The following is a 2,626-nucleotide window of genomic DNA, read 5'->3' on the forward strand; positions in this document are numbered from 1 at the left end:
GCGTGACCAGGGTGACGACCTCCGTGACGCCGAACGCCAAGGGGTCCCGGCCGGCCCTGACCTCGCGCCTGCCGCGGTCGCGGAAGTACGCCTCGCTCGCCGCGTCGAAGAAGACCAGTTCCTCGGGAGCCACCCGGCTCACCACTCCCCTGGCGATCTCGCGAACCCGCTCGTCGACGGTCATCGTCCTCCTCACCGGCTCCGGGCCCTCGCACCAGTAGATGCCCGGCGCCCCGCCCGGATGCCGATCTCCGCAGTTGATCACTCGAACAGAGCAGCGGCGGCGGTCGCGCGCTCGCCGGCCGGACCGCCCTCCCCGCGCCGCGGCCGGTTCCCGCCGTCAACCTTGCGATCACCTTGCGACGGCGGCGGCGGGCCACGTCGTGGTGGAGGATCTGGGTGCCATGGACCCATCGCCCGCCCCGCGCGCCCGGCCCGACGAACCGGCCCCCGGCGCCCTCGGCCGGGGCCCGACCGGACCACGGCCGAGGAGGGGGGTGCACCGGCTGTCGCTGCGCTGGCGCGTCGCGGTGGTCCTCGGCGTCGGATCGCTGCTGCTGACCAGCGCGCTCGCCCTGGTGGTGTGGAACCTCGCGTCCGGCTACATGCTGCGCCAGCGCGAGCAGAGCGCCGTGCGGCAGGCCGAGGTGAACGTGCGCCTGGTGGACGAGTCCCTGCGCACGGGCTCGCACGGGCTGGAGGAGCTGCTGACCGGCCTCACCGCCGGCCCCGACACCACGATCCTGCTGTTCCGCCCGGGACAGGTGCTCACCAGCGGCAGGCAGGTCGACCCGTCGGTGCTGCCGTCACCGCTGCTGCGGATGGGCCGCGACGGCGTGCCCGCGGCCCAGCGGCTGGTGGTGGACGGGATACCGGTGTACGCGGTCACCCTGCCGATCACGAACGCGGACGGCGTGTACGTGGAGATGGCGCCGATGGTGCAGCTGGACCGGACGTTCCGGTTCCTCAGCGCGGTGCTCGTGACGGCGGCCGTGGCGAGCGGGCTGCTGGGCGTCGCGCTGGGCTCGTGGGCGGGCAGGCGCGCGCTGCGGCCGCTGACCGCGTTGACCGCCGCCGCCTCGCGCATCGCGGGCGGTGACCTGAAGGCCCGGCTGCCCGAGCAGTCCGACCCGGACCTGACCCCGCTGGCCACGACGTTCAACGCCACCGCGGACGCCCTGGAGCGGCGCGTGCTGCGCGACGCCCGGTTCGCCGGCGACGTCAGCCACGAACTGCGCTCACCGCTGACCACCATGGTCAACGCGGCCGAGGTGCTGCGCCGCCGCCGCGCCGAGATCCCCGGCACCGCCGGCCGCGCGCTGGACCTGCTCACCTCGGAGGTCGACCGGTTCGCCCGCATGGTCGTCGACCTGCTGGAGATCTCCCGCGCCGACCAGCAGGTGGACGACCCCACCCTGGAGTCGATCGACCTGGCCGCGCTGGTGACGAACGTGCTGGCGGCACGGCCGGGCGAGCCGGTGCCGCTGGAGGTCGAGCGACCCGCGCCGCACGTGCTGGGCGACCGCCGCAGGCTGGACCGGGTGGTGAGCAACCTGCTGGACAACGCCGCGCGGCACGCGGGCGGCGCGGTGCGGGTGGCGGTGCTGCGGCGCGCCGGGCAGGCGCGGCTGGAGGTCGACGACGAGGGTCCGGGGGTGCCGGTCGAGCTGCGCGACCGGATCTTCGAGCGGTTCGACCGGGGCACGCGGGCGGGCAGCCGGGGCGCGGACACCGGCAGCGGCCTGGGCCTGGCGCTGGTCGCCCAGCACGTGCAGCGCCACGGCGGCGCGGTCCGCGTCGAGGAGCGCCCCGGTGGCGGGGCCAGGTTCATCGTGGAGATACCGGAGGCGGAGCTGTGAAATCGGCACTGGGCCTGCTCGCGCTGGTGGCGTCGCTGCTCACCGGCTGCGGCGTCACCGCGCAGGACGAGCCGCAACCCCTGGTCACCTCGCAGGTCGTGCCGGCGCCGACGCCGACGCTCACCCAGCGGCCGGACCCGACCACGCCGACGACCACCTCCACGACGACCACCTCCTCGGCGACGGCCTCCCCGACCACCACCGCGACCGCGTCCACCTGAGTGATCGTCAGGTACTCGTCAGGTGAACCACCTGCGGGTTCCCGCAAGATGGAGGGACCAACCAGGACAAATCGGGAGCAGCCGTGGTCGACCGTCACCAGCAGGACCCGTACTGCCGCGAAGCCGTGGACAACCTGACCGCCGAGTTCCGCGGGCGGTTGCCGCGCACCGTGGTCGCGCGCACCGTGCTCGACGCGCGCCAGGACTTGGAGGGGCAGATCCAGCCGGAGGCGCTGGCCGAGATGCTGCACCGGCTCGCGAGGTACCGGCTCGCCGCCGCGATCTCGGTGCGCGCGTCGTGACCGCGGCGGAGCGCACCAGGTCCGTGCCCGCGGACGCCGAGGCGGTGTTCGACGTGCTCACCGACCTGGACCAGCTGTCGGCCTGGCTGCCCTCGGGCGTGGAGGTCGAGCGGTACGGCCCCGACCTGGTCCGGCTGTGGGTGGGCGACGACGTGGTGGAGCGGCGGCTCGACGTGGACTGGGCGAACCTGCGGATCGAGTGGGGCGACCGGGCCGCGCCGACGTACCGGGGCGAGCTGCGGGT

Annotated in this window: 5 protein-coding genes; 4 read left to right on the top strand and 1 reads right to left on the bottom strand. The window is 74.8% G+C overall.

The features are described from left to right. The coding region (locus tag ACFV4N_RS40095) for a hypothetical protein (protein WP_499677919.1) at nt 1-184 on the bottom strand (184 nt) is incomplete at its 3' end. A gap of 313 nt (nt 185-497) precedes the next feature. Between ACFV4N_RS40095 and ACFV4N_RS40100 the strand changes: the two genes are divergently transcribed. The 4 genes from ACFV4N_RS40100 to ACFV4N_RS40115 all read left to right on the top strand — a co-directional run. Continuing rightward, nucleotides 498-1,859 (top strand): HAMP domain-containing sensor histidine kinase, encoded by a 1,362-nt coding sequence (locus tag ACFV4N_RS40100; protein WP_499677920.1) that lies wholly within the window; start codon nt 498-500, stop codon nt 1,857-1,859. Beyond that, complete coding sequence (locus tag ACFV4N_RS40105) at nt 1,856-2,080, top strand: hypothetical protein (RefSeq protein ID WP_499677921.1); 225 nt, start codon at nt 1,856-1,858, stop codon at nt 2,078-2,080. Before ACFV4N_RS40100 ends, ACFV4N_RS40105 begins: the two co-directional genes overlap by 4 nt. Nucleotides 2,081-2,163: 83 nt before the next feature. Then, nucleotides 2,164-2,382 carry a hypothetical protein gene (locus tag ACFV4N_RS40110; RefSeq protein WP_499677922.1) on the top strand — a complete coding sequence of 73 codons (219 nt, stop codon included), beginning with the start codon at nt 2,164-2,166 and terminating at the stop codon, nt 2,380-2,382. Continuing rightward, a partial coding sequence (locus tag ACFV4N_RS40115; RefSeq protein WP_499677923.1) for an SRPBCC family protein occupies nt 2,379-2,626 on the top strand: 248 nt, incomplete at its 3' end. The genes ACFV4N_RS40110 and ACFV4N_RS40115, both read left to right, overlap by 4 nt.

Source organism: Actinosynnema sp. NPDC059797 (genome assembly GCF_042732085.1).
Classification (GTDB): domain Bacteria; phylum Actinomycetota; class Actinomycetes; order Mycobacteriales; family Pseudonocardiaceae; genus Actinosynnema.